Source organism: Acidimicrobiales bacterium (genome assembly GCA_016794585.1).
Classification (GTDB): domain Bacteria; phylum Actinomycetota; class Acidimicrobiia; order Acidimicrobiales; family DATDAH01; genus JAEUJM01.
Window position 1 is genome coordinate 1 of the sequence record JAEUJM010000020.1, and the last position, 17,615, is coordinate 17,615.

The following is a 17,615-nucleotide window of genomic DNA, read 5'->3' on the forward strand; positions in this document are numbered from 1 at the left end:
AAGGTCTACGGCGAGAGCTTCTTCAGCGATCTCGAGGCCATCATCCCGAACCTGCAGGAGGTGTCGTTCACGGGGGGTGAGCCGTTCCTGGTGCCGGAGTACTACCGGATCTGGGACATGATCGCCGAGCTCAACCCCGACCTGCCGTGTCGGATCACCACGAACGGGACGCAGTGGAGCGCCCGGGTGGAGCGGGTGCTGTCGACGCTGCGGTGCGAGATCAACGTGTCGATCGACGGCTACACGAAGGAGACCTACGAGTCGGTGCGGGTCGGGGCGGACCACGCCACCGTCTTCGCCAACCTCGAGCGCTTCGTGGCGAGCTGCCGTACGAGGGGCACGCCGCTGTCGATCTACCACTGCCTGATGCCGCAGAACTACCACGAGCTCGGGGACCTGCTCCTGCTCGGCGACCGCCTCGACGTCGACGTACAGGTCTGCGTCGTCCAGGTGCCCCTGGAGTGCAGCCTCGAGGCCATGGACGACTGGACCGACCTGCGGGCGACGTTCGATCGCTTCGCCGAGACGGTGCGCCCGCAGCTCGGTCGCAACGGCTGGGTCTTCGACGACCAGTACAAGCGGGTCGTCGAGGGTGGGCTGCTGAACCCCGTGCTGGGCTTCCCCCGGATCAGCTCGCAGGTGCTCGACGACGCGCAGCTCGCCGCCGCCGCCGGTTGGGGCCCAGGTGACCTGCCCGAGAGCACCATCGCGCTGGGGAGCGACGAGCGCATCGCCGCCGTGTCGCCGGCGATGGCGGCCCTGGCCCAGGTGCCCGTCGATGCCCTGGTGGGCCGGTCGCTCGAAGCGCTCGACGAGGCGATGACGGCCGCCTACGGCGAGCGGTCCGAGATGCACGCGGGCGCCGGGTCGGACGACATGGCGAGGACCGAGACCACCTACGGCTCGTCCCGGTTCCGCAGCACGCTCGTCGCCCGCCGGAAGCCCGACGGCTGGCTGACCCACGTCGAGCTCGTGGTCGAGCGCCTCGACTGAGCGCGCCGCCACGCCGGTCCACCCCGCCGCTGCGCCCACCCGCCTCGCCCCGCCTCGCCCCGCCCCGTGAGCCGCGGCTACAACGAGGGGACCACGCGGACTGCGAGAAAGGCCCCCTGTGACCACGTACGAGCGCCCCTTCGGCCGGTACCTCGAGGACTTCGAGGTCGGTGACATCTACAAGCACTGGCCCGGCAAGACCATCACCGAGTACGACGACCACCTGTTCTGCATGATCACCATGAACCACCACCCGGTGCACACCAACGCCTGGTTCGCCGAGCACGAGAGCGTCCACGGCAAGAACCTCGTCGTGGGCAACCTCGTGTACTCGCTGGTGCTCGGCATGAGCGTGCCCGACGTCAGCGGATCGGCCATCGCCAACCTCGAGGTCGAGTCCCTGACCCACAAGCGACCGACGTACCACGGCGACACCATCTACGCCGAGACCAAGGTGCTCGACGTCCGGGAGTCGAGCTCGAAGAACGACCGCGGCGTGGTCACGGTCGAGACCAAGGGCATCAACCAGCGCGGCGAGGAGGTCTGCTACTTCCGCCGCAAGGTGATGGTGTGGAAGCGCGACGCGGCGACGCCGCGGCAGCGCCCGTACGACGAGAGCATCTGGTCCGAGGGCTGAGCCCCGACGCCGAACCGGCCGCGCCGGCGGGAGCGGAGAGGGCGAGCTCCGATCGGTCCACGCGCGCGGGTTCCCCCCGGCGGGTGGGCCGGATCGCGGCGCGGGTGGCCGTCGGGGTCGGTGTCCTCGTCGCCGCCTCCATCGTGGTGCTCGGCGGCGAGGTGCTCCTTGCCCGCCGGGGGGTCGACCTCTCGGACCGCGAGCCCTACGACCTCGACGGTCGGGTGGGCGGCGCCCGCGACGGACGGGTCGAGCGGGTGGTCTGGCTGGGTGACTCGACCGCCGCCGGCGTCGGCGCGTCCGCTCCCGACGAGGCCCTGCCCCGCCAGGTTGCGGGTCTCGCCGACCACCCGGTCGACCTGACCGTCCTGGCGGTGTCGGGAGCCAGGGTGGACGATGTGCTGGCCGATCAGGTCGACGACGTCCCCGTTGACGCCGACACGGTCTACGTCAGCGTCGGCGCCAACGACACCGTCCACCTCACCCGCGCCGGGGACTTCCGTGACCGCTACGAGCAGGTGCTGGCCGCCCTGCCCGACGGCGTCGACGTCGTGCTGCTCGGCGTGCCGGACATGGGGTCGACCCCGCGTTTCGCCCAGCCGCTGCGCTTCGTCGCGGGCGTGCGGGGTGGCACGATCGACGCCGTGATCGCCGATCTCGCCGCCGCGCCGGGACGCACCTACGTCGACATCGCCGGCGAGACCGGCCCGGCGTTCCGACGGGATCCGGGCGAGCTCTTCGCCGCCGACGACTACCACCCGAGCGACGCCGGCTACGCCCGATGGGCCACCGCGGTCGACGCTGCCCGACGCGCCCAGGAGGCCGACCGATGACCGTCCACGACGCCGCCGCCCGAGGCTTCGAACGGGGTGCGGATGACTACGAGGCCGCCCGCCCCGGCTACCCACCCGAGGTGGTCGACCTCCTCGCGGAGGCGCTCGAGCTCGGCCCCGGTCGGCGGGTGCTCGACCTCGCCGCGGGGACCGGCAAGCTCACCCGGCTGCTCGTCCCGAGCGGGGCGGAGGTGGTGGCGGTCGAGCCGGTCGCCGCGATGCGGGCCACGCTGGCCGACCTCGCACCCGAGGCCGAGGTGCTGGACGGCACCGCCGAGGCCATCCCGCTGCCCGACGCCGGCGTGGACGCGGCGGTCGTGGCCCAGGCCTTCCACTGGTTCGACGCCGCGGCGGCGCTGGCCGAGTTGGCCCGGGTGCTGCGCCCCGGGGGTGCCCTCGCCCTGGTCTGGAACGTCCGGGACGAGTCGGTCGAATGGGTGCGTCAGTTCGGCGAGCTGCTCGTCGAGGGTGCCGCCGAGGACGAGTCGAGCGCCGCGTTCCGGGAGACGGGCAAGCCCTACGACGAAGGCCAGAACTGGGCGGATGTCATCGGGGCCAGCGGGCGCTTCGGCGCGGTGGAACGGGCCACCGTGTCCTGGGAGCAGCCCGTGGACGCCGATCTGCTCGTGCGGAGGGCGGCGTCGACCAGCTTCGTGTCGGCGCTGCCCGACGACACCCGGGCGGCGGCCCTCGACCGGGTGCGCGCCCTCGCGGTCACCCATCCCGACCTCGCCGGCCGGGCGACGTTCGGCTTTCCGTACCGAACCGCCGTGTACTGGTGCCGGCGCCAGCCCTGAGCCCCGACCAGGCCGCCCTGCTCGCGTGGGCGGACGAGGCCCATCGCGACCTGCCGTGGCGCCGCACCCGGGACCCCTGGGCGGTGCTGGTCAGCGAGGCGATGCTCCAGCAGACCCAGGTGGCTCGGGTGGTGCCGAAGTACCACGCCTTCCTCGAGCGTTTCCCCACGCCCGCCGCCTGCGCCGCCGCGCGCCAGGGCGAGGTCGTCACCCACTGGGCCGGGCTGGGCTACAACCGCCGGGCCGTACAGCTGCACCGGGCGGCCACCGCGATCGTCGCCCAGCACGCGGGCGCGGTGCCCGACACGCTCACCGAATTGCTGGCACTCCCCGGGGTCGGTCCCTACACGGCCCGGGCCGTCCTGGCCTTCGCCTTCGAGCAGGACGCCGCCATCGTGGACACCAACGTCGCCCGGGTGCTCGCCCGGCGCGCCGGCCGGTCGCTGCGTCCCGCCGAGGTCCAGGCAGCCGCCGACGCCTGGCTCCCGGCCGGCGCCGCCTGGGCCTGGAACCAGGGGATGCTCGACCTCGGGGCCGGCTGCTGCACGCCCCGGAACCCGAGCTGTCCGGACTGCCCGGTGGCCGCCGGGTGCGCCTGGGCGGAAGCCGGGCGGCCCGAGCCCGACCCGGCGGTCGGCTCCGCGGGGGTGAGCGGCGGCCAGTCGCGCTTCGAGGGCTCGGACCGCCAGGGGCGGGGCCGTCTCGTCGAGGCCCTCCGGCAGGGCCCCGTCGCCGCGGCCGACCTCGCCGCGGTCATGGGGTGGCCCGGAGACGAGGCCCGCGCCGAGCGCGTCGCCGCCGGGCTGGTGGCCGAGGGGATGGTGGTCGTCGAGGGCCGCCGGTTCTCGCTGGGGCCCTGACGGGGAAGAAATGTTCGAATGGGGCAATCCGGCGGGACGGGTGGCTCCGAAGAGCAGCCGATGGCACCGGTTGACTTCGCGGACATGGGTGATGCGGCGCTCGTGTTCGCCATCGCCCGCTATGAGCAGGCGGCGCTCGCGGAGGCGTACCGGCGCCACGGCGGCGCCGTCCACGGCCTCGCTCGCCGCCTGCTGGGTGACGACGCCGCTGCGGAAGAGGTCGTCCAGGAGATCTTCCTGCGGTTGTGGAACCAGCCCGACCGCTTCGACCCCGACCGGGGGTCCCTGCGCTCGTTCCTGCTCGCCCAGTCCCACGGGCGGTCGGTCGACGTCATCCGCTCCGAGGAGTCGCGCCGTCGTCGCGAGGAGCGCGACGCTCGCCGCGCGGTGGATGCCGGGTACGACCTCGAGCGCGAGGTCTGGGACCTCGAGGTCTCCGAGAGGATCAGCGGGGCACTGCGCGACCTGCCCGAGGAACAGCGGTCCGCCATCGTCCTCGCCTACTTCGGCGGTTACACCTATCGGGAGGTGGCGGGCATCCTGGGGGAACCGGAGGGCACGGTCAAGAGCCGCATCCGCAGCGGTCTGGGCCGCCTGCGGGGCTCACTCGATGCGCTCGGGATCGGAGCGGTGACGTGATCGGACAACCCAACCACGACGAGCTCCGGGAGCTCCTGGGCGCCTACGCCCTCGATGCGGTCGACGCCGACGAGGCCGTCGCCGTCGAGGAGCACCTGGCGGGGTGCCCGCAGTGCCGCGCCGAGGTCGAGCAGCACCGTTCCGTGGCGGCGCTGCTGGGCAACGCCGGCGCGACGGCCCCGGCCGGCCTCTGGGACCGCATCGCCGCCTCCCTCGACGAGCCCGAGCAGTCGACGGCGCGACCCGCGCCCTGGGCGTCGACCGCCCCGTCCAGTTCCCTCGACGCGACGTCGTCGTCACCATCGCCACGGGCACCATCACCACCGGACGAGGCCTCCGACGCGGGCGCCGCGGTGACCGCGTTCCCCGCCGGCGGCCGGACCGGACGCTCTCGGCCCGGCGCCGCCACCTTCGTCGCCGCGGTCGCCGCGGCGTGCGTGCTGCTGGTCGGTGCCGTCGGTGTGCTGTCGTTCCGCCATCAACAGCAGCGGGTCGACGATCTGGCTGCTCAGGTGGCGGCCGGTCGGGACCAGCGTTCGGCCGGGGACGCGCTCGCCGACCCGACCTCGACGGTCGTGCGGCTCGCGTCGGACGACGGCCAGCTCGTCATGCGGGCCGTGGTCACCGAAGAGGGCACGGGCTACCTCCTCGGGGGCAACCTGCCCGATGCCGGCGCCGGCTCGACCTATCAGCTCTGGGGCCTCGACGAGCGGCAAGCCGTGTCCCTCGGCGTCCTCGGGCCGGCCCCCGGCATCGTGGCCTTCCAGGTCGAGGACCCGATGACGGCCCTGGCCATCACCAGCGAGGCGCAGGGGGGCGCGGACCAGCCCACGTCGGCGCCGCTGGTGAGCGGGGACCTCCGCGTCGGTGAAGGTGGCGGCACGACGACCTCGTGAAGGGGCATGATCGTGGGCGACCGGCACGTCCCACACCAACAACGGGGGAAACAAAGATGGAGCACCGATCCACCGCAGCGCGCCTCTCCGCGCTGGCGTTCGCAGGCCTGCTCGTGTTCGGCGCAGCCGCGTGCGGCAGCGACGGCGACAGCGACGAGTCCAGCTCGGGTGACACCACCGCCACCTCGGCGGCCGACAGCGGCACCGATTACGGCGACAGCGGTGACACCACCGACACCACCGCCGCCGATGCGTCGGACACGCCGGCCGAGGCCACCGCGCCCGTGATCTCGGACTTCTCCTTCATCCCCGACCCCATCTCCATCACGGTCGGTGACTCGGTCACCTGGACCAACGAGGACGGCTTCGCGCACACCGTCACCGCCGACGACGACTCGTTCGACTCGGGCAACCTCGACGGCGGTGCCACCTTCGAGCAGACCTTCGACGAGGCCGGCGAGTTCGCCTACCACTGCAACATCCACCCGCAGATGACGGGTACCGTCAGCGTCTCGGACTGACCGGTCGACCAGTCGGGCCGCCGGTGGGCACCACGCCCGTCGGCGGCCCGTTGGCGTCGAGGGGTCGCGGAACGACAAGATCGGTGCGGAACGACCACCGATCCACCGAACAAGGAGCCGTCAGTGGAGATCACCACGCGGGCGTTGCGGCAACTGGCCGCCGACGTCGACGACCAGCACCACGAGGCCATGGCCACGATCCACGAGGACCTGCGCGAGGTGCACTTCGGTGAGACGAGCCGGACCCTGGCCAGCAGCCGTCGGCGGTTCCTGCGCAACGCCGGCCTGGGTGGGGCGGCGCTGACCATCGGGTCCACCCTCGTGCCGATGTCGCGGCTGATGCCGGCGGCATGGGCCCAGGAGACCCTCTCCGACGGTGATCTCGCCGCCTTCGCCGAGAGTGTCGAGCTCGCCGCGGTCGAGGCCTACACCGCGGTCATCGAGACGGGCCTCCTCGACGGGGGCGTGGTGAACGTGGCCGAGATCTTCCGCGAGCACCACGACGAGCACGCGGCGGCCTTCGCCGGGGTGGCCAGCCAGGACGCCACGGGCGAGGCCAACCAGGCTGTCCTCGACGTGTTCGCGCCGCTGATCGCCGAGGCCACCGATCAGGACGCGCTCCTCCAGATCGCGCAGGACCTCGAGAACGGGGCGGCAGCGACCTACTTCTACAGCCTGGGCATCCTCCAAGACCGTGACGCGGCCCTCGCCGTCGCCACCATCCTGCCCATCGAGTCCCAGCACGCGGTCGTGCTCGGCCAGGCCCTCGGCCAGGAGCTCGAGGAGTACGTCCCCACCTTCCAGGGTCAGGAGGGCGCGCTGAGCCCGACCGAGTACCCGGTCAACAGCTAGCCGCCCGAGACGAGAGGAACGCGACCGATGAACCACTCCCGAGACGAGGTCCGGCGCCAGCTCCGGGCGTCCCGCGTCGAGCACGACGCCGCCATGGCGCCCTGGCGAGAGGCGCTCCTGCGCATCTTCGGCACCGACGGCGAGCTGCCGGCGTCGGCCAAGGCCCAGCTCCTCGGCGTGCCGTCACGCCGAGGCTTCCTGAAGATCGGCGGCGCCACCGTCCTGGGCGCTGCGGTCCTCGCCGCCTGTGGCAGCGACAGCGAGCCGAGCGTGGCCGAGAGCGGCGCGGTCGCCTCCACCACGACCACCGCCGACCCGGCCGAGACCGACTTCGACCTCGACCTGCTGCGCACGGCGACATCGCTCGAGATCCTGGCGGTCAACACCTATCAGGCCGCCATCGACTCGGGTCTCGTCATCTCGCCCGAGGTCGAGCAGGCTGCGGTGCTCTTCCGTGACCAGCACGACGACCACGCCCGGGCCCTGAAGGCGACCACCACCGAGCTGGGCGGCACCGAGTTCACCGAGGCCAACAGCTTCCTCCAGGAGTCGGTGATCGACCCCGCGGTCGCCGACCTCACCGATCAGGACAGCGTCATCCAGCTGGCCCTCACCCTCGAGACCGCGGCGGCCGAGACCTACGCCTGGGCGGCGGGGCAGCTCTCCACCTCGACGCTGCGCCAGGCCATCATGGGCATCGGCGGCGTCGAGGCCCGGCACATGTCGGTGCTCCGGGGCTTCCAGGACGAGGACCAGGTGCCCGACGCGTTCCTGCCCGTCGAGGACCGGATCCCCGAGGATGCCTTCGTGGGCGCCGAGGGCGGGGCCCCTGATGCGGCCGCCGACGGCGACACCACCACGACCACGGCCGGCGACTCGACCACCACGACGGTGGCGGGCGGGTCCACCACGACCACGGTGGCGGGGGCGACCACGACCACGGTCGGCTGACGGCGCCCGAGCGGGCCACACGACGTCACGGCGCCCCGTCCCCTCAAAGGGGCGGGGCGCCGCCGCGCCCGGCCCGCCCTGGCCTGCCAACCCGCCTGGTCAGCTCGTCAGGAAGGCCAGGATGCGGCCGTTCACCTCGTCGGGTGCCTCCAGGTGCAGGAAGTGGCCGACGCCCTCGATCACCTCGTGGCGGTAGCCGTCGAGGTCGAAGGCCGGGGCGGCCGCCCTGGCGACCTCGACGCCCATGCAACCGTCCGTGGATCCGTGCAGGTACAGGGTGGGCTGCGGGGGGACGGCGCCGCAGGCGGTCTGCTCGCCGGCCAGGTCAGGTGACTGAGGGCCGTCGCCCAGGGTGGCCCGGTACGTGCCGAGGGCCGCGGCGAGGTTGGCCGGCTCACGGAGGGCGGCCTTCACGTGCAGGAGGTCCTCGCTGGCGTCGTAGCCGGGTGACCAGTCGGACCACAGGTGGTCCAAGAAGGCGAGGTCGTCCTGGGCCACGAGCAGATCGGCCAGGCCGTGCTGGAAGCAGAACATGTACCAGGACCGCCGGAGCTGGGCGTAGGTGAACATCGCCGTGCCCATGGCGACGGTCGGGGGGACGGCGAGGGCGACGGCTCGTCGCCAGCGGTCCGGCGCGGCTCCTGCGGCGCCGTAGGTGGCGAGGGCACCCCAGTCGTGCCCGATGACCACGGCGTCGCCGTCAGCGCCCAACGCGTCGTGCAGTGCGTTGGCGTCGGCCGCGAGCGCCCCGGACTGGAAGAAGCCGTCGGTCGGGACCGCCGACGGTGCGTACCCGCGGTTGAACGGCGCCACGGCCCGGAAGCCGGCCTCGGCCAAGCGGGGGAGGAGGTGGCGCCAGGTGTGCGCGGTGTCGGGGAAGCCGTGCAGGCAGAGGGCGAGTGGTCCCTCGCCGGCCTCGAGGAAGGCCAACTCGGTGCCGCGGACGGTGACGGTGTGATGGTCCACGTCGCGAGCTTGGCACGCGCCCTGCGCCCCGACGGGTGGTCGGCTTCGTTAGGCTCTCCGTCCGAGGAAGGGGGGAAGCGCTGCTCAACGTCACGTTCTTCGGAGTCCGCGGCTCGACGCCGTGCCCGTGCGCTGCGAACCAGCGCTACGGCGGCAACACCGCCTGCGTCGTGGTCGAGACGCCCGGCGGCGACCCCATCGTCCTCGACCTGGGCACCGGTCTGCGCTTCTGGGGCGAGACCTTCGAGCGTGACGCGCCCTTCCGGGCCGCGGCCCTCGTCACCCACCTCCATTGGGACCACGTCCAGGGGTTGCCGTTCTTCACGCCCCTGCATCGGGCGGATGCCCACCTGGACATCTACGGGCCCTCGCAGCCCGGCCTCGCCCTCGAGGCGGCGTTCGACACGTTCATGCGCCCGCCGTACTTCCCGGTCGGCATCGCCGACCTGGCGGGGGGCGTCACCTTCCACGACGTGGTCGACGAGGACTTCGCGGTCGGCGACGCCAAGGTGCGCGCCCGTCAGGTGCCCCACGTGGGCCTCACCAACGGCTATCGCATCGAGTGGGAGGGCGCGAGTGTGGCGTACGTCAGCGACCACCAGCAGCCCCTCGACGGCAGCTTCGCGGTCGCCGACTCGGTGCTCGAGCTGTGCGAGGGCGTGGACCTGCTCATCCACGACTCGCAGTTCACCCGCGAGGAGTTCACCGAGAAGGCCCACTGGGGCCACTGCACCATCGACTACGCCGTCCACGTCGCCGCCGAGGCCGGGGCCCGGCGCCTGGTGCTGTTCCACCACGATCCCGCCCACCACGACGGTGCCCTCGACGAGCTCACCGCGTACGCCCGCGGGCTCGACGACGCCGCCCGTCTGGACGAGGTGATCTGCGCCCAGGAAGGCCTCACCGTCTCGCTGGGATCACCGGTCACCGCTCGTCGCTGAGGGCCGACCCTCATTCCTCACTAAGGTCGGGCGCCGACCATCTGAGAGGAGCCAGCGTGACCAACCCCACCAGCTCGGACACCGGGGGCATCGACGGTGCCCACTACCGCAACGTCCTGGGCCACTTCCCCACGGGGGTCACGGTGATCACGGGCATGCACGAGGGCGCACCCGTGGGCATGGCCATCGGGTCGTTCTCCTCGGTCTCCCTCGACCCGCCGCTGGTCCTGTTCTGCCCCCAGAAGTCGTCGTCGAGCTGGCCGCTGATCGAGGCGTCCGGCGGGTTCTGCGCCAACATCTTGTCGTCCGAGCAAGAAGACGTCTGTCGGGTGATGGCCAGCAAGAGCGAGGACAAGTTCGCCGGGGTCGGGTACCGCCCCGGGGCGTCGGGCTCGCCGGTCCTCGCTGACGTCCTCGGCTTCATCGACTGCACCATCGAGCGGGTCCACGACGAGGGCGACCACTTCGTGGTCATCGGCCGGGTGCTCGAGCTCGATGCCGCCAACGAGGGGTTGCCCCTCATCTTCTACCGGGGCGGCTACGGGCGCTTCACCCCCTGATCCGCCGGTGCCCGTCTACGCGCTCGGAGCCGACGAGCCCGAGATCCACCCCGATGCCTACGTCCACCCGGACGCCGTCGTCATCGGCAAGGTCCGCCTGGGGGCCGACGCGTCCATCTGGCCCACCGCGGTCCTGCGGGGCGATGACGGGTGGATCGTGGTGGGCGCCCGCACTTCGGTGCAGGACGGCACCATCGTGCACGCCACCGCGCAGCACGACACCGTGATCGGGGCGGACTGCGTCGTCGGCCACAACGCCCACCTCGAGGGCTGCACCATCGAGGATCGCTGTCTCGTCGGGTCGGGATCGGTGGTGCTGCACCGCGCCGTCGTGCGCAGCGGTGGCCTCGTCGGCGCCAACGCGGTCGTGTCGGCCGACGTCGAGGTGCCGGCCTTCGCCATGGCCCTCGGGGTGCCCGCCAAGATGCGCCTCGACTCGGTCCCTCCGGGGAACTTCGACGAGGCGGTCGCGCTCTACGTCGAGCGGGCCCGGCGCTACCGGGACGAACAACGTCTGCTGTCGCGGTGAGCGCCGCGCCGTAGCCTGGCGCGGTGACAGCCGGCCCCTGCGACGAACGCCCGACCTCGCGGCGCGTCGTCGGGTCTCGGCCCTAGCCCGTGGCCGGGACGTCGCCGGGTGCGGGCCTGATCCTCGCCCTGGTGCGCTGCCAGTGGAAGGGCGTGGCCGCCGGTGTCGCCGTGGGCCTGGCCTGGACGCTCGCGAAGGTGAGCGTGCCCCTCGTGGTGGCGCAGGCCATCGACGAGGGCATCGATCCCTACGACCAGTCCGCCCTCGTCTTCTGGACCGCGGTGATCTTCGGGCTCGGCCTCGTGGCCGCCGCCTTCACGGGGATGCGGCGCTATCTGGCGTTCCGCGAGAGCCGCTGGGCCGAGACCGACCTCCGGGACCGCCTCTTCGCCCATCTCCAGCGCCTCCACTTCTCGTTCCACGACGAGTCGCAGACGGGCGAGCTGATGAGCCGTGCCAACACCGACCTGCAACAGATCCAGCAGCTCGTCGTGCTCATCCCGCTCACCATGTCCAACCTGCTGACGGTCGTCGCCGTGACGGTGATCCTGGTCACCATCAACCCGGTGCTCGCGGTGCTGGCCCTCGCGGGCCTGCCCTTCGTGAACGTGCTGGCCAAGCGCTTCTCCACCCGCCTCCAGGGTCCGGTCATGGGCATCCAGCGGGAGTCCGCCCAGCTCGCCAGCGTGGTCGAGGAGACGGTGTCGGGGGTGCGGGTGGTGAAGGGCTTCGGCGCCGAGCCCGTCCTGGCCGAGCGCCTCCGCACCGAGGCCGACGACGTGTTCGAGGAGTCGATGGCCGCCGCCCGCATCCGGGCCACCTACCTGCCCGCGCTCGACCTCCTGCCCAACCTCGGCCTCATCGCCGTGCTCGGCTACGGCGGCCACCTCGTGCTCACCGACCAGCTGAGCCTGGGCGACCTCGTCGCCTTCAACGTCTACGTGGTGCTGCTGATCTGGCCGCTGCGCATGCTCGGCATGATCGTGGCGCAGTGGCAGCGCTCGGTGGCCTCGGCCGAGCGGGTGCACGAGATCCTCGACACCACCCCGGTCATCGTCGACCACCCCTCGGGGGCCGGCCTGCCCGACCGCCGCGACGGGGTGCCCGTCGGGGAGGTCCGCTTCGAGGGCGTGCGCTTCGCCTACGCCCCCGGCGGGCGCCCGGTGCTCGACGGCCTGGACCTGGTCGTCCCGGCGGGGGAGTCCGTCGCCGTCGTGGGCGCCACGGGATCGGGCAAGACGACCATCGCGCGTCTGCTGCCCCGCTTCTACGACGCCGACGCGGGCCGCATCCTCATCGACGGGGTCGAGGTGACCACCCTCGCCCTGCGTTCCCTGCGCCGGGCCGTGGGCATCGTGTTCGAGGACACGTTCCTGTTCAGCGACAGCGTGGCGGGCAACATCGCCTTCGCCGATCCCGAGGCCTCGGTGGCCGACATCGAGCGGGCGGCCCGCCTCGCCGGCGCCCACGAGTTCATCGAGCGACTACCCGAGGGATACGCCACGGAGATCGGAGAGCGGGGCTTCTCGCTCTCGGGTGGCCAGCGCCAGCGCATCGCCATCGCCCGGGCCATCCTCGCCGACCCACGGGTGCTCATCCTCGACGACGCGACGTCGTCGGTGGATCCCACCAAGGAGCACGAGATCCGCGACGCCATGCAGGTGGTGATGCGGGGGCGCACCACCGTGGTGATCGCCCACCGGCCCGCCACCATCGCCCTGGCCGACCGGGTGGTCGTGCTGGCCGGCGGGAAGGTGGTCGCCGACGGCACCCACGAGCGGCTCCTCGCGGAGAGCGAGCGCTACCGGGAGATCCTCGCCGCCGGCGAGGAGGGCGGTCCGGGCGAGGGGGACGACGACGGCCACGGGGACCACGCGGCCGGGGTCAGTGCCGCTCCCCGGGACCCTGGCGCGGTCGTGGCGAGCCAGGAGAACGGCCGATGATGCACGAGGTCGGTGTCGACGAGGCCGACCGCCTCGACGCCGAGGCCGCCAAACGGGTGCTGCGCCGTGCCGCCCGCATGCTCGGGCCCTACCGCCGGCAGGTGATCGGCGCGTGCGGGTTGCTGGTCGTGTGGACCCTCACGACCCTCGCCGGACCGCTGCTCGTGCGGTACGGGATCGACCAGGGCATCACCCCGGGCGACGCCGCCGCCCTCAACGCCGCGGTGGTCGCCTACGTCCTCGTGGCCGTCGTGGCCTACGTCGTCTACCGCGGCCAGGTCCGGGTGGTGAGCCAGGTCGGCGAGTCGTTCCTCCGCGACCTGCGCCTCCGGGTGTTCGACAAGCTCCAGCGGCTCTCGATGCCGTTCTACGACCGCGAGAAGGCCGGGGTGGTCGTCTCCCGGATGACCTCCGACATCGACTCGATGGCCGAGCTGGTCCAGATGGGTCTGCTCCAGTTCGTCAGCAACATCTTGTTGCTGGTGCTCTCGATCGTCGTGCTCGTCGTCGTCTCCTGGCAGCTCGCCCTCGTGTGCCTCGTGGCGCTGCCGTTCGTCGTGCTGGCCAGCATCAAGTTCCAGCGCGACTCCAACCAGGCGTACCTCCTGGTGCGCGACCAGATCGGCGGCACCCTCTCGAACCTCCAGGAGTCCATCGCCGGGGTCCGGGTCATCCAGGCCTTCGGCCGCGAGCGCACCGAGACCCGACGCTTCGCCGAGCGCAACCGGGTGCTCTACGACGCCCACATGCAGTCGGTGAAGGTGCAGGCCTGGTACCTGCCGGTGATCGAGTTCGCCGGCATCGGCACCACGGCTGCGGTGGTGGGCGTGGGTGGCTGGTTGGTGAGCCAGGGCACCGTCACCATCGGCACCGTCACGTTCTTCGTGCTCACCCTGTCGAACCTGTTCGAGCCGGTCCAGCAGCTGAGCCAGCTGTTCAACACCGTGCAGTCGGCCGGCGCCGGCCTCCAGAAGGTCTTCCAGGTGCTGGACGAGCCGGTGGAGGTCAGCGAGCGGCCCGGCGCGGTGGATCTCGGCGCCCGCGGGGACCTGGTGGTCGATCACGTCTCGTTCGCCTACGGCGACGGCCCGCCCGTCCTGCGTGCGGTGGACCTCACCATCCCGGCAGGGGAGCGCCTCGCGCTCGTCGGCCCGACGGGCGCCGGGAAGTCCACGCTGGCGAAGTTGTGCTCGCGGCTCTACGACCCCGTCGAGGGTCGGGTCACGTTCGGCGGGGTCGACCTGCGCGACGCGACCCTGCGGTCCCTGCGGTCCCGCATCGTGGTGGTGCCGCAGGAGGGGTTCCTGTTCGCCGGGTCGATCCGCGACAACGTCCGCATCGGCCGCCGGGGTGCGTCCGATACCGACGTCGAGGCCGCCCTCGAGACCATCGGGGTGCTCGATCGGTTCGCCTCGCTGCCCGAGGGGCTCGAGACCGAGGTCCGCGAGCGGGGCTCGCGGCTCTCGGCGGGGGAGAAGCAGCTCGTGTCCCTCGCTCGGGCGGCGCTGGCCGATCCGGCGGTCCTGGTCCTCGACGAGGCCACCTCCAGCCTCGACCCGGGCACCGAGGCGCTGGTCGAGCAGGCCATGGACCGGCTGATGGCGGGTCGCACGGTGATCGTCATCGCCCACCGCCTGTCCACCGCCGAGCGGGCCGACCGGGTCGGCGTGGTCGACGCCGGCGGGCTCGCCGAGCTCGGAAGCCATGCCGACCTGGTGGCCCAGGAAGGCCGGTACCGGGCGCTGTTCGACACCTGGTCGGGAGCGACCGCCCCGACCTGATTCAAACCGCGTAGACGTGGCCGAAGTAGGGGCGGACGGCGTCGGCGGGCATGGGCTTGGCGAACAGGTAGCCCTGGCCGCCGTCGCACCCGAGGGCCCGCAGCTCGGCGAGCTGCTCCACCCGCTCGACGCCCTCGGCGATCACCTCGAGGTTGAGGTTGTGGGCCAGGCTGATGATCGCGGCGGCGATGGCCGAGTCCTCGGGGTCCGGGCCCAGGCCGTCGACGAAGGAGCGGTCCACCTTCAACGTGTCCACGGGCAGCCGCTGCAGGTTGAGCAGGGAGGCCGAGCCCTTGCCGAAGTTGTCGATGGCGAGGGCCACTCCGACACGGCTGAGTGCCTCCAGCGAGGCGATGGCGGTGTCCACGTCGCCGACGAGCACGGACTCCGGGACCTCGAGGCAGAGACGGTCGGGGGCCACGCCGAGCTGGCCGATCATCTCCGTGAGCAGCTCGGGCAGGTTGGACTGCGCAAGCTGGCGGAGCGACAGGTTCACGGCCACCCGGGGGGCCTGGGCGCCGAGCTGACGGTGCCAGTGGGCCGCATCGGCGCAGGCCCGGTGGAGCACGCTGAGCCCGAGACCGACGATGAGGCCGGTGTCCTCGGCGAGCTGGATGAACTCCTCGGGGTCGAGCTGCCCTCGGGTGGGGTGGTTCCAACGGGCGAGGGCCTCGACGCTGACGACCTCGCCGGTCCGGAGGTTGACCTGGGGCTGGTAGTGGACCTCGATGTGGCCACCGGCGATGGCGGCGCTGAGCTGCTCGGCCAGCATGCGCCGGTTGCTCGTGCGCAGGCGCATGGCCTCGTCGTAGAGCTCGAGGCAGGCCCGGCCCTTCTCCTTGGCCCGGTACATGGCCTCGTCGGCGTTGCGGATGAGGGTCTCGGGGTCGTCCCCTGGCGTCGAAACGGCCAGGCCGGCACTGGTCGTCATCACCAGCTCGAGGCTGGCGATCCGGAAGGGTTGGTCCTCGATGGCCTCGCAGACCCGGCGGGCGGCGGCGAGGGCGTCGTCGGCGTTCTCCACCTCGTCGAAGAGCACGACGAACTCGTCGCCGCCGAGGCGGGCGACGGTGTCGGCGGGGCGCAGGACGCCCGAGATGCGCTGCGAGACCTGGCGGAGCAACTCGTCGCCGACGTCGTGACCCCGGTTGTCGTTGACCGACTTGAACCGGTCGAGGTCGAGGAACAAGAGGCCGACGAGGGTCGCGTCGCGCTGGGAGCGGGCGATGGCCAGTTCGAGGTGGTTGAGCAGCAGCGAGCGGTTCGGCAGGCCGGTGAGGGGGTCGTGGGTGGCCTGGTGGGCCAGCTCGCTCTCGGCCAGGCGGCGGTCCGTCACGTCCCGGCCCATGGCGGCGACCCGGACCAGTACCCCGTTGCCGTCGAACTCGCCGGCGACGGTCTGCCACACGTGGCGGTCCTCACCGGCCGTCGTGCGCATCACGAGCTCGCCGCTCCACGTCGCGCCGCGGAGCAGCACCGGCCGCACGTCCTCGACGTAGATGCCGTCGGACTCCTCGTCGAGGAGGTCGCGCAGCTCGAGGTCCTCGAGGTCGGCGTCATCGAGGCCGAGGAGCTCACGTGCGGCGCCGTTGACGTAGAGCACCGTGCCCGTGTCCTCGTCGAACATCAGGACGAGGTCGCTGGTCGACTCCACGATCGTGGCGAGGCGGGCGTTCTGCTCACGGGCGGTGACGAGGGCGCTCACGTCCTCGAAGGACCCGATGGTGCCGGTGGGGGTGCCGAACTTGTCCCGCACCACGCTGAGTCGGCACTGCACCCACCGGGGTGCCCCGTCGGCGCCGACGATGCGGAACTGCCCGTCGTAGCGCAGCCCCTGGGGCAAGGTCGCGTCCCAGTCCGCGAGGGTGGCCTCGCGGTCGTCGGGATGGATCAGCTCGAACGCATGGAGCCGGAAGATGTCCGTGCCGGCGATGCCCGTCATCTCCGTCCAGCGCGGGTTCACGTAGGTGAGTCGGCCGTCGAGGTTGCAGCGGAAGACGCCGACGGGCACCGACTCGGACAGGGAGCGGAGGTGGGCCTCGCTGTCGCGCAGGTCCTCCTCGGTGCGCCGGCGCACGGTGACGTCGGAGAACGACGTCACGACGGTGCCCGCTGGGAGGTCCGCGGACTCGTCGTCGAGTCGCCGGGCCGTGACGTCGACCCAGACCCGAGAGCGGCCCGGCGGGGTGAAACCCACGACCCCGTGGGCGACGGGCTCGCCCCGCAGGGCCCGTCCGGCGGGCAGCTCGGCGGGGTTGAGCGGGTTGCCGTCACCGTCGACGGGGTCCCAGGTGGCCCACGGGACCCGCAGCGCGAGCAGGTCCTCCCGGCTGATGCCCAGGAGCTCGTGGGCCGCGGTGTTGCAGGCGGCGATGGCGCCGTCGGGCTCGTAGATCATCACCCCTTGCGGAAGCGCATCGGCAGCCGCGGCGGGCAGGCCGTCGGCCGACGGCAGCCGGCCCTGCTGGTCCAACACGTGGGTCAGGTCGAGCACCGACCCGGCGAAGCCGCGGAGGCGGCCGGCGCGGTCGAGCACGGGCGTGGCCCGGGTGTCGACCCAGCGCACGTCACCGTCACGGGTGACGATCCGGGCCCGCACCTCGAGCGCCTGGGAGGCCGCACTGGCGACCTCCCACGCCTCTTGCACCGCCCCGCGGTCGTCGGGGTGGATGAGGGCCCAGGCCTCGTGCTCCTCGATGGGCAGGACCCCCGGGAAGCCGGTGATCCGGCGCCACGTCTGGTTGGCGGAGACGACGCGTCCGGCGGGGTCGGCCAGGACGAGGCCGACGGGCGCGTCCTCGAAGCCGGGGGTCGAGGCGTCCCCGGAGGGACCAGCCTCCACATCGGTCGTCGTCGGTGTGCTCATCGCCTCGATCGCACTGGGCCCAGGGGCGCGGCCGCGCCCTCCTCGCACTA

The 17,615-nt window shown here is 72.4% G+C and carries 17 protein-coding genes; 15 read left to right on the forward strand and 2 right to left on the reverse strand.

Annotation, left to right across the window (positions count from 1 at the left end):
- The 10 genes from JNK12_11845 to JNK12_11890 form a co-directional block, all read left to right on the forward strand.
- Positions 1-993, forward strand: a 993-nt coding sequence (locus tag JNK12_11845) for a radical SAM protein (GenBank protein MBL8776624.1), incomplete at its 5' end; no start/stop codon positions are given.
- A 118-nt stretch (positions 994-1,111) separates the two neighbouring features.
- Entirely contained in the window at positions 1,112-1,630 is a 519-nt protein-coding gene (locus tag JNK12_11850) for a MaoC family dehydratase (GenBank protein ID MBL8776625.1), read from the forward strand.
- Between the two features lie 83 nt (positions 1,631-1,713).
- Positions 1,714-2,463 (forward strand): SGNH/GDSL hydrolase family protein, encoded by a 750-nt coding sequence (locus JNK12_11855; GenBank protein ID MBL8776626.1) that lies wholly within the window; start codon positions 1,714-1,716, stop codon positions 2,461-2,463.
- Positions 2,460-3,260: a methyltransferase domain-containing protein gene (locus JNK12_11860; GenBank protein MBL8776627.1), complete on the forward strand. Its 801-nt coding sequence runs from the start codon at positions 2,460-2,462 to the stop codon at positions 3,258-3,260. The genes JNK12_11855 and JNK12_11860 overlap by 4 nt, the downstream gene beginning before the upstream one ends.
- Positions 3,242-4,120, forward strand: coding sequence for an A/G-specific adenine glycosylase (locus tag JNK12_11865; GenBank protein ID MBL8776628.1), 879 nt, complete (start codon positions 3,242-3,244; stop codon positions 4,118-4,120). Before JNK12_11860 ends, JNK12_11865 begins: the two co-directional genes overlap by 19 nt.
- 60 nt (positions 4,121-4,180) lie before the next feature.
- Positions 4,181-4,759, forward strand: coding sequence for a sigma-70 family RNA polymerase sigma factor (locus JNK12_11870; GenBank protein MBL8776629.1), 579 nt, complete (start codon positions 4,181-4,183; stop codon positions 4,757-4,759).
- Positions 4,756-5,655 carry an anti-sigma factor gene (locus JNK12_11875; protein MBL8776630.1) on the forward strand — a complete coding sequence of 300 codons (900 nt, stop codon included), beginning with the start codon at positions 4,756-4,758 and terminating at the stop codon, positions 5,653-5,655. Before JNK12_11870 ends, JNK12_11875 begins: the two co-directional genes overlap by 4 nt.
- Positions 5,656-5,711: 56 nt before the next feature.
- On the forward strand, positions 5,712-6,176 hold the full coding sequence (locus tag JNK12_11880) for a cupredoxin family copper-binding protein (protein ID MBL8776631.1): 465 nt from the start codon (positions 5,712-5,714) through the stop codon (positions 6,174-6,176).
- A 123-nt stretch (positions 6,177-6,299) separates the two neighbouring features.
- Positions 6,300-7,028: a ferritin-like domain-containing protein gene (locus JNK12_11885; GenBank protein MBL8776632.1), complete on the forward strand. Its 729-nt coding sequence runs from the start codon at positions 6,300-6,302 to the stop codon at positions 7,026-7,028.
- 27 nt (positions 7,029-7,055) lie between these two features.
- Positions 7,056-7,979 carry a ferritin-like domain-containing protein gene (locus tag JNK12_11890; protein MBL8776633.1) on the forward strand — a complete coding sequence of 308 codons (924 nt, stop codon included), beginning with the start codon at positions 7,056-7,058 and terminating at the stop codon, positions 7,977-7,979.
- Positions 7,980-8,078: 99 nt separating this feature from the next.
- On the opposite strand, the gene JNK12_11895 is transcribed toward JNK12_11890, so the two are convergent.
- Positions 8,079-8,945: an alpha/beta hydrolase gene (locus tag JNK12_11895; GenBank protein ID MBL8776634.1), complete on the reverse strand. Its 867-nt coding sequence runs from the start codon at positions 8,943-8,945 to the stop codon at positions 8,079-8,081.
- A 170-nt stretch (positions 8,946-9,115) separates the two neighbouring features.
- Here JNK12_11895 and JNK12_11900 point away from each other — a divergent pair, with 170 nt between their 5' ends.
- The 5 genes from JNK12_11900 (at position 9,116) to JNK12_11920 (ending at position 14,699) form a co-directional block, all read left to right on the forward strand.
- Entirely contained in the window at positions 9,116-9,886 is a 771-nt protein-coding gene (locus tag JNK12_11900; protein ID MBL8776635.1) for an MBL fold metallo-hydrolase, read from the forward strand.
- Between the two features lie 155 nt (positions 9,887-10,041).
- Positions 10,042-10,446: a flavin reductase family protein gene (locus JNK12_11905; protein ID MBL8776636.1), complete on the forward strand. Its 405-nt coding sequence runs from the start codon at positions 10,042-10,044 to the stop codon at positions 10,444-10,446.
- A gap of 7 nt (positions 10,447-10,453) precedes the next feature.
- Complete coding sequence (locus JNK12_11910) at positions 10,454-10,975, forward strand: gamma carbonic anhydrase family protein (GenBank protein ID MBL8776637.1); 522 nt, start codon at positions 10,454-10,456, stop codon at positions 10,973-10,975.
- Between the two features lie 89 nt (positions 10,976-11,064).
- The gene (locus tag JNK12_11915) at positions 11,065-12,918 is read left to right on the forward strand and encodes an ABC transporter ATP-binding protein (protein ID MBL8776638.1); all 1,854 of its coding nucleotides are present in this window, start codon (positions 11,065-11,067) and stop codon (positions 12,916-12,918) included.
- Positions 12,915-14,699, forward strand: a complete 1,785-nt coding sequence (locus JNK12_11920; protein ID MBL8776639.1) for an ABC transporter ATP-binding protein — start codon at positions 12,915-12,917, stop codon at positions 14,697-14,699. Before JNK12_11915 ends, JNK12_11920 begins: the two co-directional genes overlap by 4 nt.
- Before the next feature lies 1 nt (position 14,700).
- Here the strand turns inward: JNK12_11920 and JNK12_11925 are convergent, their stop codons facing one another.
- A complete protein-coding gene (locus tag JNK12_11925) occupies positions 14,701-17,565 on the reverse strand; it encodes an EAL domain-containing protein (GenBank protein ID MBL8776640.1) in 2,865 nt (954 codons plus the stop codon).
- Between the last annotated feature and the right edge of the window lie 50 nt (positions 17,566-17,615).